The following is a 20,460-nucleotide window of genomic DNA, read 5'->3' as shown; positions in this document are numbered from 1 at the left end:
CATCACAGGTGCACGACCGGACACGTCAGGGTCCGGGTGATGCCCTCCACGTTCTGGATCCGGGCCACGACCAGCTGACCCAGCTGGTCGACGGTGTCGGCGTCGGCGCGCACGATCACGTCGTAGGGGCCGGTGACGTCCTCCGCCGTGGTGACGCCGGGTATGCCGGAGATCTCAGCTGCGACCGCAGCCGCCTTTCCGACCTCGGTTTGGATCAGGATGTACGCGTGGACCACGGCGCGCCCCTTCGTCTCGATCAGCCGGCACGGGGTAGGAACGTGGCCAGAACGTACCTCAGTCGGGGTTCCGACTGCTCATGATCGGAGGCAATTGTGCGCCCGGAGCCGCCCCCAGACGCGGACACGGTCGCCGGAGTGGGTGAGTTCGGTCTCATCAGGAGGGTCACGCGCGGCCGCACGCAGCCGTCCACGACCCTGCTCGGCCCCGGCGACGACGCCGCGGTGGTGGCTGCCCCCGACGGTCGGGTGGTGGCCAGCACGGACGTGCTCGTCGAGGGTGTCCACTTCCGACTGGACTGGTCGTCTCCCGAGCAGGTCGGGCGTAAGGCGGCCGCGGTCAATCTGGCCGACGTCGCCGCCATGGGGGCCGCCCCGACCGCTCTCCTGGTGGGCATGGCCTGCCCCGCCGACACACCGACCGCGCTGATCGACGGCATCACCAACGGCCTCTGGGAGGAGGCCCGCCGGGCCGGCGCGGGCGTGGTCGGCGGCGACATGGTCAGCTGCCCGACCGTGGTGATATCGATTACAGCCCTCGGTGACATGCGAGGACTGGCTCCGGTTACCCGATCGGGCGCCGCCCCCGGCGACGTGCTCGCCGTGTGCGGGCGGCTCGGGTGGGCGGCGGCCGGCTTGGCGGTGCTCGGACGTGGCTTCCGATCGCCGGTGGCGATCGTCGGCGCGCAGCAGGCGCCGGAGCCGCCCTACGGCGCCGGACCGCAGGCGGCCGAGGCGGGGGCGTCGGCCATGCTCGACGTCTCCGACGGGCTGCTCAGTGACGTCGGCCACATCGCGGAAGCCTCGGGCGTGGCGATCGACATCCGCACCGATCTGCTGCCCGTGCACCAGCGGCTGATCGACGTCGGCTCGGCGCTCGGCGCGAACCCGCGGCACTGGGTGCTCACCGGCGGCGAGGACCACGCCCTGGCCGCCACCTTCCCCGAGCCGGCCGACGTGCCCGACGGCTGGACCACCATCGGCACCGTGCGCCGCGGCGCCGGCGTGACCGTGGACGGCCGGCCGTACGAGGGCACCTCGGGCTGGGAGCACTGGCGTTGACCCGCGACAGCGCCGGCAAAGGAAACTGAGCAAAGGAAACTTCCCCGTGGCCATTTACGCGTTGGGTGATCTCGTCCCGTCCGTCCACCCGGACGCCTATGTGCATCCGGACGCCACCGTGATCGGCTCGGTGACCATCGGCGCCGACTCCTCGGTGTGGCCGCACGCCGTGCTGCGCGGCGACTACGGGACGATCACCGTCGGGGAGCGCACCAGCATCCAGGACGGCACGGTGCTGCACTGCACCCAGTTCCACACCACCACCATCGGCTCCGACTGCGTGGTCGGGCACAACGCGCACGTCGAGGGGGCGACGGTCGGCGACCGCTGCCTGATCGCCTCGGGTTCGGTGGTGCTCAACGGTTCCGTCATCGGTGACGGCGCGGTGGTCGGCGCGGGCGCGGTGGTGTCGTTCAACGGAGTCGTGCCGCCGCGGGCGATGGCGCTGGGTGTGCCGGCGCGCGTCCGTGAGGGGCACGAGGTCCCCGAGGACATGACCAAGGGCATCGTCGAGCTTTATGTCGGCAACGCGCGGGCGTATCGCCACGGACTTCGCCGCCTCGACTAGTACCCTTCCGAGGGACACTGGAAAGGGGCGTTGTGGCCACCGCCGAGGACGACGCGTTACCAGATGAGCTGGTTCTGCCGGCCCGCTTCGATGCGCCACCGCCGATCACCCACTCCCGTGTGCCCCTGTGGTTACGCCTCGTCGGCGCGGCCGTTCTCGCCCTGGTGTCCGTGTGGCTGCCGTTGTGGCTGGTCCTGGTCGGGTCCGCCGTCGCCCTCGGCGTGACCGGCCTGTCCCTCATTCGCGGTGACAGCGCCCGCGAACCCCGTCGCAACGAGCTCATCTCCCTGGTGGCGCACCGCGAGCCGCAGCGCCGTGTGTACGCCCAGATGCGGTGGTACAGCCCGGGTGGCCGGGCGCTGCCGGAGATCTCCATCGCCGCCGACCAGGGCGGCCATGTCGACCAGCTGTTCGGCGTGCCCGACGGCATCGACCTCGGGGCGCTGCGCGTGGACGGCGAGCCGGCGCCCGCTGTGCTGCTCGGTGACGTCGACCATGGCGGGCACTGCGTGCTCGTGCTCGACGGCGACGAGCAGGTGCTGCCGTTGTCTCTGCCGTACCAACCGAAGGGGCGCAAGTTCCTGCGCCCGCGACAGTTCGGCCACGTGTTCCAGGCGCCCGGTCCGACCGCGCCGGTGCTGGTCTCGCTGCGCATGCGGAACAAGGCCGCCACGGCCACCCAGTGGTTGCAGGATGGTCCTGATTGGACGGACGTGCGGCTGCTGCCCGTCCGGGGCGACTGGACCCGCGTCGTGCTGGCCGATCCGGACGAGGGCACCCTGCTCGCGCACGCCCGGCTGCCGTGGTCCGCGCGCCGGCTGGCCACCCGTCCGCTGGCCGCCCTGGCCGCCGTGCGGCAGAAGTGGCGCATGGATCCCGACGCGCCCGGTGACGTCGAAATACTTCTTTACGGCGCAGATTGGCCGGCCGTTGTGCTCACGCGTGTGAGTGGTCGCCTGCGCTGACACTCTCGGTACATGTGAGAGTCACTCGGTCGGACTATGGTGGTGCCGATCGTGCGCGTTTTACCGTGTTTTCCGTTTGCCGCCCTTCTGATCGTGGAGCACGGTAAGACCAATCGGTGTTCCACCTCACCCACGTATTTTACCCAGATTTTACGTTTGACTTTCTCGCGCTTCCCGGCCAGGTCGGAGGCGCGGCGGTCATTACTGCATAAGAGTGGCATCTAGCTACCGTGAGTGATGCTCACGTGGGATGTCTGCCCGATCGGACGCTGGCTGTCCCGATCCCCGGTCACTACCGTCAGACGCGACGGTCAAGGTAATGTTCTCTTGACCTTCGCGGTTCGAATGCATCTCACTGTGGGGCAATGAGACGTCTTCGCTCATTCAAAGGGGTTTACGCATGACTTACGGCAGCGCTCTGCGCCGCGATGTGCAAAGCGACAGCATCACGCCGCTGATCGGCGTGTTCGACATGTTCTCCGCGTCGCTGTCCGCGCAACACTACGGCGGCATGTTCGTCTCCGGCTTCGGTTTCGCCGCGTCCTACTACGGGCTGCCGGACATCGGCTTCATCGCATGGCCGGACATGGTCAACTTCGTGCAGCGGCTGCGGCTGGCCTTCCCCCAGCAGCACCTGCTCGTGGACATCGACGACGGCTACGTCGACCCCGAGGTCGCCTGCCACGTCGTGGAGAACCTGGAGCGCATCGGCGCCTCCGGCGTGATCCTGGAGGACCAGAAGCGGCCGCGCCGCTGCGGTCACGTCGACGGCAAGCAGATCCTCCCGCTCGAGGAGTACCTGGAGAAGCTCAACCTCGTGCTGGAGACCCGCAAGGACCTCGTGGTCGTCGCCCGCACCGACGCCACCGAGGAGTCCGAGATCCTGCGCCGGGCCGAGGCGCTGGCCCAGACCGACGCCGACGTGCTGCTGGTCGACGGCGTGCGCTCCGTCGAGTGGATCAGCAAGGTGCGTGCCGTCATCGGCGACAAGCCCCTGCTGTTCAACCAGATCGCCGGCGGCAAGTCGCCGCGCCTGTCCCTCACCGAGCTCGAGGACCTCGGCGTCAACGTGGCCATCTACTCCACGCCCTGCCTGTTCGCCGCGCACACCGCCATCGACAACGCCCTGCTGGAGCTGCGGGCCAACGACGGCCGCCTGCCCGAGGTCTCCGAAGGTGACGTCGGTGTCGCCGCTTCCATCGACCTGTTGGAGCGCAACATCTCCCGGCACCACCCCAAGCTGGACCGGCGCGATGTCACGGTTGCGGGTTGACCCCTACATCGTGGCGTTGCTGTTGACGGTGGCCGTCGCCTCGCTGCTCCCGGCGAGCGGGGCGGTGGCCACCGGCTTCGGCCACGCGACCACGATCGCCATCGGCATGCTGTTCTTCCTCTACGGGGCCAGGCTTTCCACCCGTGAGGCGCTGGACGGCCTCAAGCACTGGCGGCTGCACGGCCTGGTCTTCACGGCCACCTTCGTGCTGTTTCCCTTGCTGGGCCTGCTCTGCAGGCTGCTCGTGCCGTGGGCGCTGCCCCCGGACCTGTGGGCCGGCCTGATGTTCCTGTGTTGCCTGCCCTCCACCGTCCAGTCCTCCATCGCCTTCACCTCCATCGCCCGCGGCAACGTCGCCGCCGCCATCTGCAGCGCCTCCTTCTCCAACCTCGTCGGCATCGTGCTCACGCCGCTGCTGGTCACCGTTTTCCTGTTCACCAGCAGCGGCGGCCTCTCCTTCGGCGCCGTGCGGGACATCATGATGCAGCTGTTGGCCCCCTTCGTCGCCGGGCAGCTGCTCCGCCGGTGGATCGGCGGCTTCCTCACCCGCCACAAGAAGATCCTCGGCTACGTCGACCGGGGCTCCATCCTCCTGGTCGTCTACGCCGCCTTCAGCGAGGGCGTGGTGGCCGGCATCTGGGGCCGTCTGTCCTGGCTGTCCCTGGTCGTGCTGCTGGCCGTCAACGCCGTCCTGTTGGCCGTCGTCATGCTCGCGACCACCTTCGCCGCCCGCCGGCTGCGCTTCTCCGCCGAGGACGAGATCGCCATCGTCTTCTGCGGCTCCAAGAAGTCCCTCGCCAGCGGCCTGCCCATGGGCACGGTGCTCTTCCCCGCCGCCACCGTGGGCCTGGCCGTCCTGCCGCTGATGCTCTTCCATCAGCTGCAGCTCATGGTGTGCGCCTGGCTCGCCCGACGGTACGGCGCACGCAAGGAAGCCGTCGCGCTGGCCAGCGCCTGAGGCGCCGGGTGGGTTCGGTCGTGGGGTCCTGTCCTGGCCACCGACCACCCACCCGGCCCCTCTCCCCGGTTTCTCGGCTTGGTGACAGGGATTCACAAGCTTGTTCGCGCCACCCGCCACGCGCCGCCCTCTGTGGCGGCCGACCGCGTCTGGCGGACCTGCGTCGTGTCAGGCGTACTGCTCCCAGGTCAGGGTGCCGGCGTTGATATCGCGGGACACTGTTCGCACCCAAGCCAGTTCCGCCGAGATGGCGGACTCGAGGTATTCGTGCTCAAGCAGGTGGAGTCGAGGCACGCTGTGCTCGCGTGAGGCGGTGAGCACCGCCTGCGTTTCGGTCAGCCGCCGTTGCAGTGCGTCGGCTCGCAGTTCCAGGTGGGTTCGCGCGTCCTGGGGGCTGAGCAGGTGCAGGAAGGACACCACGGCGGGAAACAGGGGGAACTCCTGTGCGGGGGCGGCGATGTTGTCGCGCAGGCCGGTCAACAGGGACTGGCGGCCATGGGGCGTGAGCTCGTGGACGGTGCGCTCGGGGTGGCGGGCGTCGCGTTCGACAGCACGGACGCGGATGAGGTCGTCGCGGGTCAGGCGCTCGATGGCGGAGTGGAGGCCGGAGCGGTTGCGCACGTTGACCACGAGGCCGACGCCGCGATCCTGCATCAGCTGCTGCATCCGATAGGTGTGCATCGGCTCCTCGGCCAGTAGGGCCAGAACCGCGATCGCGACGGGCGACAGGTGCCCACGGAGTGCCATAGTACGTAGTGTACTAGTCCAGTACGTACTAAGTGGGGAGAGTTCCGATGTCATCCGTTGCGCAACGGTCGCCGCGAGCCGGCGGCCTGGTGTCCAGCACGCTGGAGATCGCCCTGTCCGTCGGTGGCTACTACCTCCTGCGCGCCTTCGACGTCGGGGTCTTCTGGGCGCTGACGGCGCCGGCCATCGGCGTCGCCGTCATTGCGTTGGTGGTCACGGTCCGCCGTCGACGGATCGACCTGATCGGATTCCTGGTGCTGTGCGAGATCGCCGCGACGATCACGCTCTCACTGGCGACGCTCAGCCCCCGCATAGCCGCACTGCGCGAGGCGGCGTACATCCTCATTGCCGGCCTGTTCTGTCTCGTCACCCTCGTCTACCGAACGCCGCTGGCGCACGCGAGCACGAAGTCCCTCGCCACCTTCGGGGACCTCAAACGGGAACAGGCCTTCGAGCGCGCGTGGCGGGAGGTGCCCGAATACCGCCGGTGGCAGCGACTGCTCACGGCCGCACTCGGTCTGACCATGGTCGTCACCGGCGTGACCAAGACGTACCTTCTCCTCGCGGCGCCGGACGACGCCATCGCCCATGCCGTCGACGTCAGCAACATCCTCACCTTCGTGATGTGCGGGGCCCTGGTCGCCGTGAGCGCCGTGCTCATCCAACGCCCCCGGAAAATCATCGACCGGCTGCTCGAACAGACGTGACCGGCCGTCAGCGCCGAGTTCGAAGAGTCTGCTCGGCGACGGCGGCCCGCCGCGCGGCTTCCGGTGGTGGCACGATCGTGACTCCCGCGCTGGTGAGCATGGCAAGGTCGAGCACCCAGGTGGTCCTGGACCGCTGTTCCCACAGTTGGAACGCAGTGCGCACGTGCTCATTGGCCTGCGGCCGGGACATCCCGGTGACGGCCATGAGATGGGCCAGGGCCGGTTCGGCCAGCCCCTTGACCTGAGCCAGGCCGAAGTGGGTGGTCCGGTGGCAGTCGGTGCACAGGCAGATCAACCGTCGCAGCGCCTGCACGCGGGCCCTGTCGTCGTACGACCAGCGTTCGTGGACCTCCAGCCACCGCTGTTCCGGGCGTGCCTCGCCTCGCCCGCATCCTTCGCAGCGGTTGTCCGCTCGCTGGAGCACCATGCGCCGCAACCGTTCCCAGTCGCGTTGGTCGACACAGGAGCGGACATTGGTGAACCAGCACGAACTCGGCACCAGGTCGACGAACAACCCGGAGCCGAAGGCGCGATCCTCGCCGGGCAACAGCGTCGGGACGTCCGGCAAGGCCTCCCACCGCTGCAGGCCGTCAACACCGGCCCGCGCCGCGTACCAGCGCTTGGCTGACGGATCCCAGCGTGCCCCGAGGGCCTTGGCCTGGTCCTTCTCCTGGTACGGCACGTCAAGCCAGACCCGCTGGTCGGCCATGTCCACTCCCGTGAAGTCGTTGCCCGATCGAGGCGGCAGGCTATCCAAGATCGTCACTGGGCACTCCCGCATGTGATCGACCCAGCCGCGCTCGTCGGTCCTCGCCGGGAGTGTCAGACCCGCCGGATACAGTTCGCGCCATGGTTTCCCGTCCCTTGAACGAAGTTGTCGAAGCCGGCTGGGCGCAGGCGTTGGAGCCGGTCGCGGAGCGGATAGCCGCGATGGGGGAGTTCCTGCGCGCCGAGGTGGCGGCGGGGCGCACCTACCTGCCGGCGGGGGAGAACGTGCTGCGGGCGTTCAAACAGCCGTTCGCGGACGTGCGGGTGCTGATCGTGGGGCAGGACCCGTATCCGACGCCGGGGCACGCGGTGGGCCTGAGCTTCTCGGTGGCGCCCGAGGTGCGGCCGGTGCCGCGCAGCCTGGCCAACATCTACACGGAGATGGAGTCCGACCTGGGCCTGCCGCGACCGTCGAACGGCGACCTCTCGCCGTGGGCGGAGCAGGGAGTGCTGCTGCTCAACCGATCTCTGACGGTGGCGCCGGGACGGCCGAACTCGCACAAGGGCAAGGGCTGGGAGCAGGTCACCGAGCAGGCCATCCGCGCACTGCACGCCCGTCGCACCCCGCTGGTGGCAATCCTGTGGGGCAGCAACGCCCGCAGCCTGGCGCCGTTGCTGCAAGGGGTGCCGTGCATCGAGTCGGCGCATCCGAGCCCGATGTCGGCGGACCGGGGTTTCTTCGGCTCGAAGCCGTTCAGTCGGGCCAACGACCTGCTGACCAGGCAGGGCGCGCAGCCCATCGACTGGAAGCTGCCGTGACGGACGAGGACTTACCGGAGCCGGGTGAGACCAAGAACGACCTGCACGGTGACGTGTACCAAGACGGACACTTCTCCGTCGACCGGACGGCGGCTGAGGCCGTGCCGGCACCCGGCCTGAAGCCTGCTCCCGTTCGTTCCGCACCTGGTGGCGGCGGTGCTGCTGGGTGACCTGGCGGGGTGGTGCGCCGTGTCCGTGAACGCCGGCGCAGGACGATCTTCCGAGGCAGTAACGCCCAAAGCCCCGAACCGATGCTGTCACGTGTGCCGTGCGTCGACGGGAAGCTGCCATGACCAGTGACCAACCGCGGCCGCCGGTCGATGAAGCCGGGCGGCGGCCCACTATGCGCAACGATCTGTCCGGCACCGTGCACGGCAACGTGGTCCAGGGGCGTGACGTCAATGGCGGCGTCCACTTCCACAACAACTACTACGCGATGTCCGCGCCGAGCCTGCCTGGGCCGAGCCTGCCGGCGGCGGTCTCGGCCCGACGTCGTCGTAGGCGATGGCCGCGCGCGGTCGGGGAGTGGCTGCTGAGCTTTGGTCCGCTCACCCTGGTATCGCTGGTTCCCGGTGGCATCGCGCTCGGTGTGGCCGGGGACGACTCGGTCGGCGCCCGCATGGCCGGCTTGGTGATCGGCCTGGCCGTGGTGGGCGCGGCCGGGATGGTCTGGTGGTTGGCGACGCGAGGCCGAAGCGGGCTGACGCTGGACATGTTCGCGCTGTGGGCCGCTGACCGGCTCGCATTCAGGCGGCTCGGCACCGTGGGCCGACCCGCGCTCGCCTGCTTCATGGTCTGCGGTGTCACGGGGATGATCTTCGCCGTCGTCCAGCAACCGCAGCTCGGGGCGGACGGCAGTGTGCAGCACCCGGCCTACGGAACAATCTTCTTCGCGTTGGTTGCGCTGGTCGCGGCCGGACGGTTGAAGCGACGCGCCTGATTCAGTGCTGGTGCTGGCCGCGGACCTCCAGGGAGGACAGGAGTTCGGCGGTCGCGGCGGCGACGGCCTCGACGGCCTTGGCGAAGGCCTCGGCGTTGTGGGCGGCGGGGGCGCGGAAGCCGGAGAGCTTGCGCACGTACTGGAGGGCGGCGGCGCGGACGTCGGCGTCGGTCACGTGGTCGGTGAACGGCGGGCGCAGGGTCTTGATGCTTCGGCACATGGGGCCATTGTGCGCGCGAACCCTGACTTATCACGTTTCGTGAACACAGTCAGAGCGGTTAGCGTGTTTCCGAATTGGCGTTCTGCATCGATCCTGGAGACATGCGCCGAATCGACCCCTACATCCTGGCCATCCTCGGCACGGTCGCGCTGGCCTCGCTGCTGCCGGCGCGTGGGCTGTGGGTGCCGGTGTTCGGCGACGCGACGACGGTGGCGATCGGCCTGCTGTTCTTCCTGTACGGCATCCGCCTGTCGCCGCAGGACGCGCTCGCCGGTATCAGGCACTGGCGGCTGCACGGCATCGTGTTCGCCGCCACCTTCGTGCTGTTCCCGCTGCTCGGGCTGGGCCTGAGGGTGCTGGTGCCCGGCGTGATCTCGCCGGAGCTGTACATCGGCCTGCTCTACGTCTGCTGCCTGCCCTCGACGGTGCAGTCCTCGATCGCCTTCACGTCCATCGCCCGCGGCAACGTGTCGGCGGCGATCTGCGCGGCCTCGTTCTCCAACCTGGTCGGCATCGTGCTCACGCCGCTGCTGGTCGGCACGCTGCTCACCACCCGCGGCGGCGGCTTCTCCGGCCACGCGCTGGTCGACATCACGCTCCAACTGCTGCTGCCGTTCGTGCTCGGTCAGCTGGCCCGGCGCTGGCTGGTCGGCTTCGTCAGCCGGCACAAGTCGGTGCTGGGCCTGGTCGACCGCGGCTCGGTGCTGCTGGTCGTCTACACGGCGTTCAGCGAGGGCGTCGTCGCCGGCATCTGGGGCCAACTGTCGATCACGAGCCTGCTCGCCCTGGTCGGCGTGAACATCGCGCTGCTGGGCGTGGTGCTCGCGGTCACCTGGTTCGGCCCGAAGCTGCTCGGCTTCTCCCGCGAGGACCGGATCACGATCATGTTCGCGGGCTCGAAGAAATCGCTGGCCAGCGGCCTGCCCATGGCCAGTGTGCTGTTCCCGGCGGCCTCGGTCGGACTGATCGTGCTGCCGCTGATGCTGTTCCACCAGATCCAGCTCATGGTCTGTGCCTGGCTGGCCCAGCGCTTCGCCCGGACTCCCGCGCCCAGCCCGGAACCAGCGCCCGTCGCCTGATCAGGACACAGCAAAAGACCCAAGGGACTCGTCCCTTGGGTCTTTTGCAGATCTACGGACTCAGCCGCGGACGACCTTGCCGGCCTTCAGGCACGAGGTGCACACGTTGACCCGAGCACGCTGGCCGGGCGCGACCTTGGCGCGCACCGACTGGATGTTCGGGTTCCACCGGCGGTTGGTCCGGCGGTGCGAGTGCGAGACCGACATGCCGAAGCCCGGCCCCTTGCCGCAGACGTCGCAGACGGCAGCCATGTCAGACACTCCTTCAAGTAATTTCGGTCCTCAGGTGGCATCCGACTCCAGCGTTGCCACCGGTACGGACGCGCTGATCCGGACCAAGCACGGACCAGAGCAACCAGAACAGGGTAACCGGTGATCCGTCGGGGTTCCAAACCGGCCCCGCTACCCTCGCCGCGGAGGGCTGGGAGAGGAGGGGTCGGACGTGCTTCAGGCGCTGGACGCCGACGCGGTCCGCCGGTGGGCGGCAGCCGGGGTGCGCGCGCTGGACGCGGACCGCGAGGCCATCGACAGCATCAACGTCTACCCCGTCGCCGACGGCGACACCGGCACGAACCTGCTGCACACGATGCGGTCGGCGCTGGACGCCCTGGTCGGTGACCCGGCGGACGCGGTCGGCACGGCGGTGTCGGCGCTGGCCAAGGGGGCTGTGGCGGGCGCACGGGGCAACTCGGGCGTGATCCTCTCGCAGGTGCTGCGCGGCCTGGCCGAGAGCTGGGAAGGCGCTCGTACGGTCAGCGGCACCGCCCTGAGGGGTGCCCTGCGCCGGGCCGACGAACTGGCCACGGCGGCCGTGTCCAAGCCGGTCGCCGGCACGGTGTTGTCCGTGCTCACGGCCGCCGCCGACGCCGCCGAGGAATGTGCCTCCGACCTGCTGGACGACGTGGCGCGCGCCGCGGCGAAGGCCGCCGCGCAAGCGCTTGCCGACACCCCGCGGCAGCTGGCCGTGCTGGCCGAGCGCGGCGTCGTCGACGCCGGCGGCCGGGGGCTGCTGCTGCTCCTGGACGCCCTGGCGATGGTGGTGTCCGAGCGCCTCGACAGTGACGTCGAACACGACTTGCCACCGATGAGCGCACTCAGGACCGCCCTGGTCCACGAGAGCAGCGGCTTCGAGTACGAGGTGATGTACCTGCTCGACGGTCTCGCCGACGAGCAGGTGCTGCGCGAGCGGCTGGCCCGGCTCGGTGACAGCGTCGTGGTGGCCGGCGACGGTCACGGGCTGTGGTCGGTCCACGTGCACTGCGACGACGTCGGCGCGGCGATCGAGGTCGGCGTCGAGAACGGGCGCCCGCACCGGATCACCGTCACCCGCTTCGCCGCGCAGCGGGCCCAGTTCGCGCGGGACCGGGCGGTGGTGGCCATCGTCGCCGGCGAGGACGCCGCCGAGCTGTTCCGGGCCGAGGGCGCCTCGGTGCTGATGCTCAGGGACGGCCGTGAACCGGCCGTCGGCGATCTGGTCGACGTGCTGGCCGAGACCGGCGCGGCCCAGGTTGTCGTGCTGCCCAACGACATCGGGCTGGCCGATCTCGTGTCCCAGGCGGCGGAACGGGACGGCCGCGACGTTGTCGTCGTGCCGACCGCTTCGCCGGTGCAGGGCCTCGCCGCGCTCGCCGTCCACGACCCGACGCGGCGTTCCGGCGACGACGTCGTCGCGATGGCCGAGGCCGCCGCGGCGACCAGGCGTGGGGAACTCGTGATCGCGCAACGGGAGGCCATCACCTGGGTCGGCCGCTGCCAGCCCGGCGACGCGCTGGGCATGATCGACGGCGAGGTCGTCCTCATCGAGCCCTCGCCGGCCGATCTGGTCGCCGCCGCCTGCCGCCTGGTGGACCGGATGCTGGACGGCGGGGGCGAGCTGGTGACCGTTTTCGCCGGTGCGGACGCTCCGGCGGGCCTCGACGAGGAACTGGGTCGGCATTTGCGGCTGAGCCATCCCGAGGCGGAGCTGACCGGATACGCCGGCGGCCAGCCGGGCACGGTCGCGCTCGTCGGCGTCGAATAGTCCCTTGTGGACGGTTCTCTTCGGATCGTCCACAGTGGATTTCCGCGGTGACGGCGCGATCACCGTGAGCGACCATCGCGGTCGCCCGCGCACGCATCGTCGCCACCGCCTCACGACCCGTTGCGGCGCTGCCTCGACCCCTTTGGTGTCCGGCAGCTGACACCTCGGTTGCGGTCGGGGCGCGTTGATTGACACATCAGTCAGGTGTCGGGTCAACTGTGCGGTACCTGCATATCCGCACGTCACCAGCGAGGAGGTGGCCCGGTGCGTGAACCCTACCTTCAGGTCACCTGGACCGATCCCGTGACCGGCTGCCACGGCTATCTCGTGATCGACCGGCTGGTGCGTGGCGTGAGCAGTGGCGGGCTGCGGATGCGCGCGGGCTGCACCTTGGACGAGGTTCGCGGCCTGGCCGCCGGCATGTCCGTCCGCGAGGCGCTGAACTACGACCCCGCCGGTCGCTACATCCCGTTGGGCGGCGCGAAAGGCGGCATCGACTGGGATCCGTACGACCCTCGGGCCACCGAGGTGCTGCGCCGTTACCTGACCGCGATGCGGCCGTACGTCGAGCAGTTCTGGACCATGGGCGAGGATCTCGGCCTGCGACAGTCCACGATCGACAAGGCGCTGGCCGAACTCGGCTTCTCCTCGTCGATCCAGGCCGTGTACCCCCTGCTCGACGACGAGCGGGCCGCGCGGGCCCGGCTGCGCAAGGCTTCCCAGGTCCGGGTCGGCGGCCTGCGGCTCAAGGAGCTCGTCGGCGGCTGCGGCGTGGCCGAGGCCGCCCTCACGGGCCTGGACCGGTTGGGCCTGCCCGTCCAGGATGTGCGCGCGTTCGTCCAGGGCTTCGGCGCCATCGGCGGCTCCACCGCGCGGTTCCTGTCCGAGGCCGGGGTGAAGGTCGTCGGCATCGCCGACGTGAAGGGCATCGTGGCCAACGAGGACGGTCTCGACGTCGAGCGCCTGCTGCGCGGGCGCGACGCCCATGGCACCGTCGACCGCGACGACCTCGCCCCCGGCGACCATCTCCTGCCCGGCGAGAAGTGGCTCGACGTCGAGGCCGAGGTCCTCGTGCCGGCCGCCGTGTCCTACGCCGTCGACGAGCGCAACGTCGACCAGGTCCGGGCCCGCGTCGTCGTCGAGGCCGCCACCATGCCCGTCCTGCCCGAGGCCGAGCGCCGCCTCGTGCACCGCGGCACCCTCGTCATCCCCGACGTCGTCGCCAACTCCGCCAGCGGCAGCTGGTGGTGGTGGACCCTCTTCGGCGACGTCCAGCCCAACTCCGACAGCGCCTTCCGCAAGATCCGCTCCACCATGCGCCGCCTGGTCACCGCCGTCCTCGACGAGGCCGACCACGCCGCCGTCACCCCCCGCGCCGCCGCCGCCCGCATCGCCGACCTGGCCGTCCGCGACATAGACGCCAAGTTCGGCTCCGCGGCGTGAGCGCTCACTAACCTCGGGCGAACGCCAGTAGTTCGTCGACCACTGCCTGCGGGGCGTTGTCGTACAGCTGGCCGATGGCGGCGAAGGGCGCGATGACCTGGCCCCACGCGTAAAGCCGGTCGCCGTCCAGGCCGCAGGCCGCCGCGACCTGCTCGCAGCGAACGGCGATGCCGTCATGGCCGGCGCCGGCCACGACGTAGTCGACGGCGTCGTAACAGGGATCGCCCACGCACGCCTTGGGATCGATGGCCACCAGGCCGCGCGGGCCGCCGTCGAGGGCATTGCCCAGGTGCAGATCGCCGTGCAGCAACACCCGCCGGTCCTGAGTGTCCAGCAGCGCCTGGCACCGGCCCTGCGCCCGCTGCCAGACGTCGGCGCTGACATGGGGGCTGATCAGCGGGTCGGACAGGCGGCGGCCGACGCGGGCGAAGGACTCGTCACACCGCCAACGGAGGTCCCATGGCCAGGTTTCCGGCGGCGCCACGGAGTGCAGGGCGGCCAGCAGCTCGCCCCATTGCCCGGGCAGGGAATCGAGGGGCAGATGCTCGGCCTCGGTGCCGGGCACGATCTCCTCAAGGACCATGGCCCCCAGTGCCGGATCGGCGGCCAGGACGGCCGGCACCCGGCACGATTCGGCGAACAGACCCAGCATCTCGACCTGCCGGCCGAGCAGCGCGTGATCCGGGCTGAGTTTGAGCACCGCGGGCGTGCCGTCCGGCCATTCACACCGCAACACCACCGACGAGGCCCCGCCGGCGAACATCTCGCCCAGCCGCATTTCCCACCGTGTGGCCAACTGCTGGGCGAGGGCGGGGATCGCGTCGACCCAGGCATCGACCTCGGGACCGAATCGAGCCCTCAACCACACGGTCACGTCCGATGTCACTCCACGACGTTAGCGGACGGCCGGCGGGCCAGGACGGTGTCGACGAAGGCCAGGCAGGTGGCGCGCATGCGGCCGGCGGTGAGGGAGTGGGAGCCGGCGAGGACCTGGACGGCGAGGCCGTCGATCATGCCGACGAGCATGTTGGCCAGGACGAAGGGGTCGCCGTCGGCGAGCTGGCCGCGGGACTGGCCGTCGCGGACGACGGCGGCGACGATGCGGCGCCAGTCGCCGTAGAGGCGCTCGTTGAGCTCACGCAGGCGGGGGGAGCGGGGGCTCTCGGCCCATAACTCGACCCAGACCTTCCAGGCTTCGATGGTCTCGGGCGTGCCGGGCACGTAGGAGTCGACGATCTGGCGCAGGCGGGTGAGGGAGTCGGCCCGGGAGTCGAGCAGCCAGCGGCGGCGCTCCAGGGACCGCTCATAGCAGTCCTCGAAGGCGGCCTGGGCGAGGTCCTGCTTGGTGTCGAAGTAGTAGTGCACGGTGCCGCCGGAGACGCCGGCCAGCCGGGCGACGTCGGAGATGCGCAGGTTGCGCAGCCCGCTCTCGGCGATGACCTGGCAGGTGGCGCGCAGGATCTGGGCCCGCCGCTCGGCCTCGACGCTGGGGCGGGGCATGGGGCAGCTCCTAGGCAAGGGCTCGCAGGGGCGGCCAGATTAGCGGTGTCAGGGGCACGGGGTTGAATAGCACCCGATGACTGCCATCGACGACTCCCTCGAACCGCTGCTGGGCAAGAAGACCGCAGTGGCCCTGGCCGACGGACTGGGCCTGCGCACGGTCGGCGACCTGCTGCGGCACTACCCACGCCGGTACGACGAGCGCGGCCAGCTGACCTCCATCGCCAGCCTGGAGCTGGACGAGCACGTCACGGTGCTGGCCGACGTGGCCAAGATGACGAAAAAGCCGATGCGGGCCCGGCGGGGCACGATGACCGAGGTGATCGTCACCGACGGCACGAGGCCGCTGAGCCTCGTCTTCTTCAGCCAGAAGATCGCCAACCTGAACAAGCTGGTGCCGGGGGCCCGCGGCCTGTTCGCGGGCAAGGTCAGCAAGTTCAACAAGACGATGCAGCTGGCCCACCCGGAGTTCCAGCTGCTCGACGGCGAAGGCGAGGACGGCGAGCAGGCGATCGCGTCCTTCGCCCGCAAGCTGATCCCGGTCTACCCGGCGGTCCACGGCGTGCCGACCTGGAGCATCGCCCGCTGCGTGGAGCAGGTCCTGAGCATGTGGGACGGCGTGGTCGACCCGCTGCCGGGCGACCTGGTCAAGCGGTATGCCCTGCTCGACCTGATGTCGGCGCTGAAGCTGATCCACCTCCCGGACACCCAGGAGGCGATCGACGAGGCCAAGCGCCGCCTGCGGTGGGACGAGGCGCTGTCGATCCAGCTCGCGCTGGCGCAGCGGCGGAAGTCGGCGGCGGCCCGGCCGGCGAAGCCCAGCGCGCGGCGCACGGGTGGCCTGCTGGACGCGTTCGACGAGCGGCTGCCCTTCACGCTGACCAACGGCCAGCGCGAGATCGGCGAAGTGCTGGCCGAGGAACTCGGCGGCACGCACCCGATGAACCGGCTGCTGCAGGGTGAGGTGGGCTCGGGCAAGACGCTGGTGGCGCTGCGCGGCATGCTCCAGGTGGTGGACGCGGGCAAGCAGGCGGCGATGCTGGCGCCGACGGAAGTCCTTGCGGCGCAACATGCTCGCTCGCTGCGGGAGATGCTCGGCGACCTGGCGACGGCCGGCGAGCTGGGCGCGCCGGAGCAGGCGACCCGGATCGTGCTGCTGACGGGGTCGATGAACACGGCGCAGCGGCGGCAGGCGATGTTGGACATCGCCTCCGGTGCGGCCGGCATCGTGGTCGGCACGCACGCGCTGATCCAGGACAAGGTGTCGTTCGCGGAACTGGGGTTCGTCGTGGTCGACGAGCAACACCGGTTCGGCGTCGAGCAGCGGGACGCCCTGCGCGGCAAGTCCGGCGAGGGCGTCAGCCCGCACGTGCTGGTCATGACGGCGACGCCGATTCCGCGCACGGTGGCCATGACCGTGTACGGCGACCTGGAGGTGTCGGCGCTGCGTGAGCTGCCGCAGGGCCGGTCCCCGATCACCAGCTCCGTGGTGCCGGTGGCGGAGCGGCCGGAGTGGCTGCGGCGGGCGTGGGAACGCATCCGTGAGGAGGTCGCGGCCGGGCACCAGGCCTACGTGGTGTGCCCGCGCATCGGCGACGACGAGGACGCCGAACCCAAGGAACCCAAGGGCGGCAACAGCGACCAGCGGCCGCCGCTCGCGGTCACCGACGTGTTGCCCCGGCTCACCGGCGGCCCGCTCAAGGGGCTGCGGGTCGAGATGCTGCACGGCAGGATGCCGCCGGAGGACAAGGACGCCGTGATGCGGGCCTTCGCCGCCAACGACGTCAAGGTCCTGGTGGCCACCACGGTGATCGAGGTCGGCGTCAACGTGCCGAACGCGACCGTCATGGTGATCATGGACGCGGACCGGTTCGGCGTCAGCCAGCTCCACCAGCTGCGCGGCCGCGTCGGCCGGGGCAGCGCCCCCGGCCTGTGCCTGCTGGTCTCCGAGGTGCCGGCCGGCAGCTCCACCATGCAGCGGCTGCAGGCCGTCGCCGACACCCTGGACGGCTTCGAGCTGGCCCAGATGGACCTGGAGCTGCGCCGCGAGGGCGACATCCTCGGCGCGGCCCAGTCCGGCGTGAAGTCCGGACTGAAGATGCTGTCCCTGCTGGACGATCTCGACGTGATCGAGGAGGCCCGCGCCGAGGCCCAGCGGGTCGTCGGCGAGGACCCCGACCTGGTCGAGCACCCCGGCCTCGCGCAGATGGTGCGGGAGGTCGTCGATGCCTCCCGCGCGGAGTTCCTGGAGAAGAGCTAGCTGTGCGCGGCCAGGTGGTAGAGGGCGGAAGCGCCGGGACGCAGGGACACGGAGATGCCGCCGGGGTCGCGCTGGGCGGTGACGGTGCGGGAGCGGGTGTCGAACTGGGACACCCGGGCCACGGCCGATGACCGGAGCTTGACGGTGGCCTTGGCGGCGGCGCGGTTGGAGCGGTTGGCCACGAACAGCCAGCGGCCGCCGGCCTTGTCGACGAAGCGGCTGAGCACGACGGCGTCGCCGGAGGCCTCGGTGACGTAGTTGTCGGGGCCGAAGCGGGCGCTGCGGGCCGGCGTCGCGGTCTCGTTGGCGTGCGTGACCGACTCCGAGGTCATGGCCCGGAGCTGGCTGCCGATGCCGGCGAGGATGCTGGAGTTGATGTCCTGCACGTCGTAGTAGTGCTGGGTGCGCCGGCCGAGGGAGTCGATCATGGCGGGCTGGAAGTTGCCGCCGCGCTCGGGCGAGGGCGTCCAGTACGGGAAGTACTGAAGTCCCTTGGCGCCGTAGGCCAGGCTGGTGTTGACCTGCCACGCGATGTCGTCGTAGCTGGGGGAGCGGTGCCCGTCGAAGCCGCAGGTCTGCACGTAGCCCCAGGCGGGCTTGCCGACCTGGTTGGCCACGGCCCGGACGTCGGCCCAGTTGCTGACGAAACCGGGGTCGGTGGAGCCGTCGGCCATCATGGGATACCGGTCGAACGACAGCATCTGCGCGTTGGTCTGGTTCACGTAGTCGACGAGCGTGGCCTGGTAGCCGGGGCCGGAGCCGGGCGGCAGGTTGCTGTAGCGCAGGTAGTACGGGTTGGCCGAGCGCAGGGCGTTGACCACGGCGTTGAGGTTGCCGTACGTCCAGGGCTCGGTGTCCTCCAGCAGCGAGAAGCCGGCGAAGGACGGGTGCGAGGCGTAGACGCCGAAGGCGCGGGCGGCCATGGCGGCGGCGTCGGCGGTGCTGACCGACATCGGCACCGAGCGATCGTCGGTGATGGTGAACCAGCGCGCGAGGTTGGCGATGTCGTGGTCGTCGCGCACGATCACGTGCATGCCGCCGACGGCGTCGGCCATCCCGAGGGCGCGGGAGACGATGTAGCCGTCGTCCAGGTAGTTGCCGGTGATGAAGAAGTTGAGGCCGGCGTTTTTCATCTCCTGGATCCGGGCCTGCGTGATCTGGTACGGCGGTGGCGGCCAGATCGCGCCGGCCGGGAACTGGTCGCCGTACAGGATCGGGGTCTGGGTGACGACCCGGCCCGGAGGGTGCGGCGGCCCGCTGGGCAGCGGCGGCGGGCTGGCGAACGCGACGCCGGTTCCGGCGGCGACCGCCGGCAGTGTCACCGCGAGGGCGCCGGCAGTGCGCAGCGCGCCGCGTCGGGTGATGCCCGACGGGTCCGATGAAGTGGCCATGTGGTGCTCCCTCCAGCGGCCGACAGGCCGATGTTAAGAGCTGATGACCTTGAAAAGTGATCTCCGCCTCACCGTTCGTGGAAAAAAGACCCGAACGAGTGGTTTGCTTGACGGAATTGACGGGTATACCCGCCGTTTTTCTCGCTGTTGCCAACGGTTTCAGCGGCCGAAGCCGGCCACCACGGTGTTCACCAGTAGACGATGACTCTCCCCGAGGTCCTCCGCCAGTTGAAAACCGCCGGAGATTTCCAGCGAGGCGAAGCCGTGCATGGCGGCCCGCACGCACCGGGTGGCGTGGATCGCCGCCGAACCCTCCAGCCCGTATCCGCGCAGCACGGCCAGGATCACCTCGATGGCGCGGTCACCGGCCTTGGCCAGCGCCGGGTCCGATCGGGGCTGCTGCGGCAGCGCGGCGTACCGGTTGGGGTGGGTGACGGCGTAGCCGTGGTAGGCGTTCATCAAGGCCCGCAACGCGTCGTCGGTGCTGCGACCGAGCACGGCTCGCGCCAGCTCGTCCCCCAGCTCGGTGATCACCCGCAACTGCACCAGCGTCCGCAGTGCGTCCAAGCTGGACACGTGCTTGTACAGCGACGGGGTGGCGACGCCGGTCCGGCTGGCCACGGCGGCCAGGCTCAGCGCGTCCGGGCCGTCGGCGTCGATCACGGCGACGGCGGCGTCGACGACGGCGTCGGGGGACAGGCCGACCCGGGGCATGTCAGACCTCCTTGAGGAAAGCGGTGATCGCGGCGGCGGTGGTGTCGGGAGCGTCGGTCATCGGATAGTGCCCGGAGCCGTCGACCATGTCCACGGTGGCCGGGCCGCCGAGGGTGTCGGCGATCCAGCGCGCCTCGGCGACCGGGTCCGGGAAGTCGGAGTCCTTGGTGCCCATGACAACCAGCGCCGGGCAGGTCACCCGAGGCACCCTCGCGGCAGCGTCCGCGCGGGACCCGCCCATCATCGCCGCCAGCGCGGCGAGGTGCCCGGGCTGGCGCAGGGAGGCCTTCAACGAGGCGACGTAGGCGTCGAAGTCGGCGGGCTTCCGGGTCGGGTACAGCGTCTTGTAGTAGGCGCCCCACAGCACAGCGCTGCGGGCGACCATCTTGGCGAGCAGGCCCATGACGGGGTTCATCTTGGCGTCCCGCACGAACGCGCCGAGCAGCACCACGCCGCGGACGCGCTCCGGGGCCTCGGTGGCCAGCCAGACGGCCGAGGCGCCGGCGTAGGAGTGGCCGAGCACGACGGCGGGCCGGCCGAGGTGGCGCAGCAGGGCCAGGGTGTCCGCGCCGACGGCCTCGGGCGAGTAGTCGGCGAACTCGGCGGAGGACTCGCCGCAGCCCCGCATGTCGGTGGTCACGACCCGGTATCCGGCCGCCGCCAGCAGCGGCGTCAGCAGCCGGTAGGACCGGCGCGTCTCGCCCAGTCCGTGCAGGCAGAGCACGAGTTGGCCGTCCTCGGGGCCGGTCTCGTCGTACGCGATCCGTCCGCCGTTCACGTCGAGGTACCTGGTGTTCATCGTCGCCTCCTGGCTAACTGGTGTAGCTAAAAAGCTAATGGCATTAGCTTA

22 protein-coding genes are annotated in these 20,460 nt (G+C 70.3%); 12 read left to right on the top strand and 10 right to left on the bottom strand.

Going from position 1 to position 20,460, the window contains the following annotated elements; genetic code table 11:
- Window positions 1-2 precede the first annotated feature (2 nt).
- Window positions 3-236 carry an Lrp/AsnC ligand binding domain-containing protein gene (locus AB0M73_RS27100; RefSeq protein ID WP_184865781.1) on the bottom strand — a complete coding sequence of 78 codons (234 nt, stop codon included), beginning with the start codon at window positions 234-236 and terminating at the stop codon, window positions 3-5.
- A gap of 96 nt (window positions 237-332) precedes the next feature.
- Here AB0M73_RS27100 and AB0M73_RS27095 point away from each other — a divergent pair, with 96 nt between their 5' ends.
- The 5 genes from AB0M73_RS27095 (at window position 333) to AB0M73_RS27075 (ending at window position 5,062) form a co-directional block, all read left to right on the top strand.
- Window positions 333-1,298, top strand: coding sequence for a thiamine-phosphate kinase (locus AB0M73_RS27095; RefSeq protein ID WP_363895783.1), 966 nt, complete (start codon window positions 333-335; stop codon window positions 1,296-1,298).
- 46 nt (window positions 1,299-1,344) lie between these two features.
- Window positions 1,345-1,866, top strand: coding sequence for a gamma carbonic anhydrase family protein (locus tag AB0M73_RS27090; RefSeq protein ID WP_363895780.1), 522 nt, complete (start codon window positions 1,345-1,347; stop codon window positions 1,864-1,866).
- A gap of 32 nt (window positions 1,867-1,898) precedes the next feature.
- Window positions 1,899-2,831 carry a hypothetical protein gene (locus AB0M73_RS27085; protein WP_363895777.1) on the top strand — a complete coding sequence of 311 codons (933 nt, stop codon included), beginning with the start codon at window positions 1,899-1,901 and terminating at the stop codon, window positions 2,829-2,831.
- Between the two features lie 400 nt (window positions 2,832-3,231).
- A complete protein-coding gene (locus AB0M73_RS27080) occupies window positions 3,232-4,104 on the top strand; it encodes an isocitrate lyase/PEP mutase family protein (RefSeq protein ID WP_363895774.1) in 873 nt (290 codons plus the stop codon).
- Entirely contained in the window at window positions 4,085-5,062 is a 978-nt protein-coding gene (locus AB0M73_RS27075; protein ID WP_363895771.1) for a bile acid:sodium symporter family protein, read from the top strand. Before AB0M73_RS27080 ends, AB0M73_RS27075 begins: the two co-directional genes overlap by 20 nt.
- Before the next feature lie 168 nt (window positions 5,063-5,230).
- Here AB0M73_RS27075 and AB0M73_RS27070 read toward each other — a convergent pair whose 3' ends face one another.
- Window positions 5,231-5,809 (bottom strand): helix-turn-helix transcriptional regulator, encoded by a 579-nt coding sequence (locus tag AB0M73_RS27070; RefSeq protein WP_363895768.1) that lies wholly within the window; start codon window positions 5,807-5,809, stop codon window positions 5,231-5,233.
- Window positions 5,810-5,856: 47 nt separating this feature from the next.
- Here AB0M73_RS27070 and AB0M73_RS27065 point away from each other — a divergent pair, with 47 nt between their 5' ends.
- Entirely contained in the window at window positions 5,857-6,516 is a 660-nt protein-coding gene (locus tag AB0M73_RS27065; protein WP_363895765.1) for a VC0807 family protein, read from the top strand.
- Window positions 6,517-6,523: 7 nt separating this feature from the next.
- Here the strand turns inward: AB0M73_RS27065 and AB0M73_RS27060 are convergent, their stop codons facing one another.
- Window positions 6,524-7,282 carry a DUF5710 domain-containing protein gene (locus AB0M73_RS27060; protein ID WP_363895762.1) on the bottom strand — a complete coding sequence of 253 codons (759 nt, stop codon included), beginning with the start codon at window positions 7,280-7,282 and terminating at the stop codon, window positions 6,524-6,526.
- Between the two features lie 83 nt (window positions 7,283-7,365).
- Between AB0M73_RS27060 and AB0M73_RS27055 the strand changes: the two genes are divergently transcribed.
- On the top strand, window positions 7,366-8,043 hold the full coding sequence (locus tag AB0M73_RS27055) for a uracil-DNA glycosylase (protein ID WP_043722719.1): 678 nt from the start codon (window positions 7,366-7,368) through the stop codon (window positions 8,041-8,043).
- Window positions 8,044-8,332: 289 nt separating this feature from the next.
- On the top strand, window positions 8,333-8,983 hold the full coding sequence (locus AB0M73_RS27050; protein ID WP_363895758.1) for a hypothetical protein: 651 nt from the start codon (window positions 8,333-8,335) through the stop codon (window positions 8,981-8,983).
- 1 nt (window position 8,984) lies between these two features.
- Here the strand turns inward: AB0M73_RS27050 and AB0M73_RS27045 are convergent, their stop codons facing one another.
- Window positions 8,985-9,203, bottom strand: coding sequence for a DUF2277 family protein (locus tag AB0M73_RS27045; protein ID WP_363895755.1), 219 nt, complete (start codon window positions 9,201-9,203; stop codon window positions 8,985-8,987).
- 101 nt (window positions 9,204-9,304) lie between these two features.
- Here AB0M73_RS27045 and AB0M73_RS27040 point away from each other — a divergent pair, with 101 nt between their 5' ends.
- Window positions 9,305-10,282 carry a bile acid:sodium symporter family protein gene (locus AB0M73_RS27040; RefSeq protein ID WP_363895752.1) on the top strand — a complete coding sequence of 326 codons (978 nt, stop codon included), beginning with the start codon at window positions 9,305-9,307 and terminating at the stop codon, window positions 10,280-10,282.
- A gap of 60 nt (window positions 10,283-10,342) precedes the next feature.
- On the opposite strand, the gene rpmB is transcribed toward AB0M73_RS27040, so the two are convergent.
- Window positions 10,343-10,534, bottom strand: coding sequence for a 50S ribosomal protein L28 (rpmB, locus tag AB0M73_RS27035; RefSeq protein WP_043722728.1), 192 nt, complete (start codon window positions 10,532-10,534; stop codon window positions 10,343-10,345).
- A gap of 190 nt (window positions 10,535-10,724) precedes the next feature.
- Between rpmB and AB0M73_RS27030 the strand changes: the two genes are divergently transcribed.
- Window positions 10,725-12,302 carry a DAK2 domain-containing protein gene (locus AB0M73_RS27030; RefSeq protein ID WP_363895748.1) on the top strand — a complete coding sequence of 526 codons (1,578 nt, stop codon included), beginning with the start codon at window positions 10,725-10,727 and terminating at the stop codon, window positions 12,300-12,302.
- Between the two features lie 264 nt (window positions 12,303-12,566).
- Window positions 12,567-13,745 carry a Glu/Leu/Phe/Val dehydrogenase dimerization domain-containing protein gene (locus tag AB0M73_RS27025; protein WP_363895745.1) on the top strand — a complete coding sequence of 393 codons (1,179 nt, stop codon included), beginning with the start codon at window positions 12,567-12,569 and terminating at the stop codon, window positions 13,743-13,745.
- Between the two features lie 7 nt (window positions 13,746-13,752).
- On the opposite strand, the gene AB0M73_RS27020 is transcribed toward AB0M73_RS27025, so the two are convergent.
- Together AB0M73_RS27020 and AB0M73_RS27015 are read right to left on the bottom strand one after the other, a co-directional pair.
- The gene (locus AB0M73_RS27020; RefSeq protein ID WP_363895742.1) at window positions 13,753-14,631 is read right to left on the bottom strand and encodes a phosphotransferase; all 879 of its coding nucleotides are present in this window, start codon (window positions 14,629-14,631) and stop codon (window positions 13,753-13,755) included.
- Window positions 14,628-15,245, bottom strand: coding sequence for a TetR/AcrR family transcriptional regulator (locus AB0M73_RS27015; RefSeq protein ID WP_043722735.1), 618 nt, complete (start codon window positions 15,243-15,245; stop codon window positions 14,628-14,630). Before AB0M73_RS27015 ends, AB0M73_RS27020 begins: the two co-directional genes overlap by 4 nt.
- A gap of 76 nt (window positions 15,246-15,321) precedes the next feature.
- Here AB0M73_RS27015 and recG point away from each other — a divergent pair, with 76 nt between their 5' ends.
- Window positions 15,322-17,505, top strand: coding sequence for an ATP-dependent DNA helicase RecG (gene recG / locus AB0M73_RS27010; RefSeq protein ID WP_363895738.1), 2,184 nt, complete (start codon window positions 15,322-15,324; stop codon window positions 17,503-17,505).
- Here the strand turns inward: recG and AB0M73_RS27005 are convergent.
- The 3 genes from AB0M73_RS27005 to AB0M73_RS26995 form a co-directional block, all read right to left on the bottom strand.
- Window positions 17,502-18,896: a hypothetical protein gene (locus AB0M73_RS27005; RefSeq protein WP_363895735.1), complete on the bottom strand. Its 1,395-nt coding sequence runs from the start codon at window positions 18,894-18,896 to the stop codon at window positions 17,502-17,504. The two genes, recG and AB0M73_RS27005, sit on opposite strands and share 4 nt — an antisense overlap.
- A 159-nt stretch (window positions 18,897-19,055) precedes the next feature.
- Window positions 19,056-19,610, bottom strand: coding sequence for a TetR-like C-terminal domain-containing protein (locus tag AB0M73_RS27000; RefSeq protein WP_363895732.1), 555 nt, complete (start codon window positions 19,608-19,610; stop codon window positions 19,056-19,058).
- 1 nt (window position 19,611) lies between these two features.
- Window positions 19,612-20,409 carry an alpha/beta hydrolase gene (locus tag AB0M73_RS26995; RefSeq protein ID WP_363895729.1) on the bottom strand — a complete coding sequence of 266 codons (798 nt, stop codon included), beginning with the start codon at window positions 20,407-20,409 and terminating at the stop codon, window positions 19,612-19,614.
- Window positions 20,410-20,460 lie beyond the last annotated feature (51 nt).

The organism is Kutzneria sp. NPDC051319 (genome assembly GCF_040682195.1).
In the GTDB taxonomy this organism is placed as follows: Bacteria; Actinomycetota; Actinomycetes; order Mycobacteriales; family Pseudonocardiaceae; genus Kutzneria.
This window is presented reverse-complemented; position numbering and strand designations above follow the sequence as displayed.

Coding starts and splice junctions, on each gene's coding strand:
- AB0M73_RS27080 (WP_363895774.1), top strand. CDS start 3,232: ATGACTTACGGCAGCGCTCTGCGCCGCGATGTGCAAAGCGACAGCATC.
- AB0M73_RS27075 (WP_363895771.1), top strand. CDS start 4,085: ATGTCACGGTTGCGGGTTGACCCCTACATCGTGGCGTTGCTGTTGACG.
- AB0M73_RS27070 (WP_363895768.1), bottom strand. CDS start 5,809: ATGGCACTCCGTGGGCACCTGTCGCCCGTCGCGATCGCGGTTCTGGCC.
- AB0M73_RS27065 (WP_363895765.1), top strand. CDS start 5,857: ATGTCATCCGTTGCGCAACGGTCGCCGCGAGCCGGCGGCCTGGTGTCC.
- AB0M73_RS27055 (WP_043722719.1), top strand. CDS start 7,366: ATGGTTTCCCGTCCCTTGAACGAAGTTGTCGAAGCCGGCTGGGCGCAG.
- AB0M73_RS27050 (WP_363895758.1), top strand. CDS start 8,333: ATGACCAGTGACCAACCGCGGCCGCCGGTCGATGAAGCCGGGCGGCGG.
- AB0M73_RS27045 (WP_363895755.1), bottom strand. CDS start 9,203: ATGTGCCGAAGCATCAAGACCCTGCGCCCGCCGTTCACCGACCACGTG.
- AB0M73_RS27040 (WP_363895752.1), top strand. CDS start 9,305: ATGCGCCGAATCGACCCCTACATCCTGGCCATCCTCGGCACGGTCGCG.
- rpmB (WP_043722728.1), bottom strand. CDS start 10,534: ATGGCTGCCGTCTGCGACGTCTGCGGCAAGGGGCCGGGCTTCGGCATG.
- AB0M73_RS27015 (WP_043722735.1), bottom strand. CDS start 15,245: ATGCCCCGCCCCAGCGTCGAGGCCGAGCGGCGGGCCCAGATCCTGCGC.
- recG (WP_363895738.1), top strand. CDS start 15,322: ATGACTGCCATCGACGACTCCCTCGAACCGCTGCTGGGCAAGAAGACC.
- AB0M73_RS27005 (WP_363895735.1), bottom strand. CDS start 18,896: ATGGCCACTTCATCGGACCCGTCGGGCATCACCCGACGCGGCGCGCTG.
- AB0M73_RS27000 (WP_363895732.1), bottom strand. CDS start 19,610: ATGCCCCGGGTCGGCCTGTCCCCCGACGCCGTCGTCGACGCCGCCGTC.
- AB0M73_RS26995 (WP_363895729.1), bottom strand. CDS start 20,409: ATGAACACCAGGTACCTCGACGTGAACGGCGGACGGATCGCGTACGAC.